Raw genomic sequence first — 3320 nt, 5'->3', positions numbered from 1 at the left:
GGGCGGCGGCTCGGCTGTGTTTGAGGTATATGGCGAGTATTGGAATTATGAACCATATCCATGTTGCGGAGGGGGTTAGGATGGCGGCTAGTAGGAAGAGCCATGCTAGGCTTCTCTCGGGTTTCTGGGTTGAGGTATGGGTGTCGGGGCATTGTACGTGGCCTACTCTGCAGATGATGTGGTGGGTGCCGGTGGGTGTGATGATTGTGGCTACTGGTACTTTTCCGTATGCTCTTTGCGTATCTGTTTCGCGGGGTCCTTCGAATTGTATGTACCCCTGGATGGCGTTGCTTATTTCGATATCTAGGATGGAGCTGTAGCCTGCGGGGCCTGTGATGTGTGCCACGTAGTAGGCTGTCTCTCCTCGGCATTCTCGTAATCTGAATTCAACTTTGTACCCCTCTGAGAGGGTGTAGGTCTTTCTTTTGGGGGGTTTTCCTGTGATTAGGGCGCAGATCTTGTCAAAGACTTCGGTGGTTATGGTTTTGTTGAGATTTGTTAGATCTTTGACGTTGGTTACTGGGTGGCGCATGTCTCGCTTCCCCAAGCTAGCAGATCGGCTACTTTTCTGCAGTGGATGTAGAGATCGGCTTCGTGGATTTGTTTGCCTCTGGCGGCGGCCTCTGCCTGTTTTTTAAGCTTTTTGAGATCTTCGGCGTATTTCTCGTCCACGGCTCCTATGTCGATTGCACAGTTTATAAGCCTGTCTCCGGTGAAGGCCGTGTTTTTGGCTCCGCATGTGCTTAGAATGTTTTGTAGGTAGAGCTGGGCGGCTTGCCACAGCGTCTGGATTTTCTGCTCTGGCCGTGGGTCGTTTATGTATCTTTCCTTTAGCTGTTGTAACTGCGCCTTGGCGGCGTCGTCTATTTTGCCTATCTTTTCTTCTATGCAACGGATTCTGCAGGTTTTAATGTGTATGGTGGTGTAGTGGGTGATGGAGGTGACGGCGGCGGCTAGCCACAGGCTGAATAGGAGGAGCCAGCTGTAGATCGTGCCCTCGTAGTTAATAATTAAGATCAGAGCGGCGTAAGTGGCGGCTAGGTACAGGGCCATTGAGGGGATTTTTCTTCTGTCGTGAATCGCGTATGTGGTTGCTACGGCGAGGGGGACAGTGGCTAGTACGTAAATGCCGAATGCGTCAATCAAATCGAGGGCTCTCGACATATAGGGCCCCACAACCGCGGCGAATATGAGCGGTAGAGTGAGCACGAGGTAGAGCTCGAGGGAGCGGCTTATCAAAGCGTCGAATAGTGTTGGCATCCTGTCTCTTATCAACACGGCAACAGCTATGACGGCTACTACGGCTAGAGTTATGACTCCGGTAAATCCCCACGGCTTTATAATTTCCAGCTCCACGTGTCTATCATGCCCAGCGGTGGCGTAGGTGCTGAGGCCAGGCGCGGCTTTGCTCAGGTTTAGTTCAACCCTGTATCCAGGCGGCGCGTAGACGGCGGCTTCGTATAGGGGCCTAGAGAATAGCCCCACAACCCTCACCGTCACGGGGACCAAGTTCAGCGTGACGTTGCCGCTGGCTTCGCCGCTGTAGTCCACCTTGGCGACTGCCGTGGCGTTGTAGTACCTGTACCTCACGCGGTAGGCGCCTTCTAGGCAGTAGGTGGCCACGGACCCCCTGCCCGCGGCGGCTTTGTAGTTGCCGTAGTAGATCTCCAGGTCTAGGGGGGCTCCGTTTGTGGCGTAGCCCGTCACGACGCAGTGCCTCCCCTCCACCACGTAGCGCTGGCCCGGCCTCAGCGCCGCCTCGCCGCGGGGGGTTCTGAGGCGGGCCTCGCCGTAGTGGTACACGACGCCGTCTTCAAGCCCCACGGCGTCAGAAACGATTAGGTTCAGCACCCAGCTCGGGACTGGCCGCCCGTCTAGCCCCACGACGTAGGACTTGTTGGGGGGCACCCGGGCGGTGGCGAAGATGTAGTAGAGCTTGACGGCGGATTCAGTGATGCTCCTGTCCCAGTGGAAGCGGATGGCCGAGCCGTCGCCTCTGACCAGCCCGCTGTACCAGCCCGTCTTGACCTCTGCCTTTACCCACCTGTCCCGTTGGAGGACCTCGGCCTCCAGCGCCCTCTTGCCCATGGTGCATGCAACGACCTCGCCGGGGTAGTCCAGCTTGAAGGTGTAGTTGCCGGCGGCGGTGCGGTTCGCCACGTAGGGGAGCACGTATAGTCTGCCGACTCTCATCTCGCCTCCGCCTTGGCGGCTGACGAGGATGTAGGCCTCCACCCTGAGCCCGGTGCGCACCTCGACCTTGCCGGGCCACTTGGCCTCGAATACGGCTAGGTAGACGTTGGGCTTGTACACGTCGTCTGTTTTGTATATGTACATCTTGACGGGGGCCTCCCTCCCCCCGACGAGGACTCTGACGGCGCGGTCCGCCGTGGAGTCGTCCACCGCCCCGATGACCCCGACGCAGTCGCCGTTGCAGTAGCCGTAGTCCTTATCCACGTCTGCGCCGCATGTATACGTGTAGGAGATCGCACCTGAGAAGTCGTATACCGCCACTGGCTGGGCGACCACGGCCGCGGCGTAGGCCAGGGCCGCGGCTAGAAGGACAAAAGGGGCTAGCTTCATAGAATTTGTTGTATAGTTGCTTTTAAGTTTTGTATCTTCTTTTATTGTTTAAGGTATAGAGGCGGTGCAGTCCCGGGGCGGCGTTTGGCGTGTCCCGCAGTTTTCTAGTTGGATTGGTAGGAGGGCGCCGTAGCCGAGTTCGGCTAGGTAGCCTTCGTTACCTCTGCACCCCCTTGCCTCCACCACTGTGCCGGGGGGTAGGGCTGGGTACATGGGGCGCCTTTCTCTGCACACCTCGGAGAAGCCTAGGCCCCACTGCACTAGTTTGACTTTGTGGTCTGGCTCAAAGCAGTCTCTCTCTTTCTTGAGGGTCCCCAGTGGTTTGAGGCAGTCTGGTAGCTTGCCTTCTCGGGCGAGGAGTGGGGATATGACAAGGGCTCTCCCGTCTACCTGGCTGGGCGGCTGTATCGGGAGTTGGCCGTCTTGTATCTCGACGGCGGCTAGTCTGCCCTCTCCCCCGAGCCTGGCGATGGCTTTCACCGGCTTTTGGGTCTCAATATGGTACATAGAGGCGATCTCTTCCTCCAGCTTCTGGGCCTCGACGTAGTATATGTAGGCGGCCCTCTCGGCGACGTAGGTGGCGCTGTAGAGGTAGCCGGGGGCGGCTGTCTTGTGTGGGCCGAGGGCGAGCCCGATCCTCCTCACCACGTGTAGCTGCCTGAAGTCGACGGGCTTGGCCGCCGCGCCCTTGGGCTCTATCTGGTATAGGAGGGCGGCGCCGGGGGCGTAGAGGGCGC

Annotated in this window: 3 protein-coding genes; all 3 read right to left on the bottom strand. The window is 58.2% G+C overall.

Going from position 1 to position 3320, the window contains the following annotated elements; all coding sequences use genetic code 11:
- On the bottom strand, nt 1-532 hold a 532-nt coding region (locus tag ACP5J3_RS12135; protein WP_428495931.1), incomplete at its 3' end, for a hypothetical protein.
- Entirely contained in the window at nt 517-2583 is a 2067-nt protein-coding gene (locus ACP5J3_RS12130) for a hypothetical protein (protein ID WP_428495930.1), read from the bottom strand. The genes ACP5J3_RS12135 and ACP5J3_RS12130, both read right to left, overlap by 16 nt.
- Nucleotides 2584-2631: 48 nt before the next feature.
- Nucleotides 2632-3320 (bottom strand): type III-B CRISPR module-associated Cmr3 family protein (locus ACP5J3_RS12125; protein ID WP_428495929.1); only part of this gene is annotated, 689 nt, incomplete at its 5' end.

It is taken from the genome of Pyrobaculum sp., assembly GCF_049971835.1.
Classification (GTDB): domain Archaea; phylum Thermoproteota; class Thermoprotei; order Thermoproteales; family Thermoproteaceae; genus Pyrobaculum.
The sequence above is the reverse complement of the archived record's forward strand: the minus strand, read 5'-3'. Positions and strand labels throughout refer to the sequence as shown.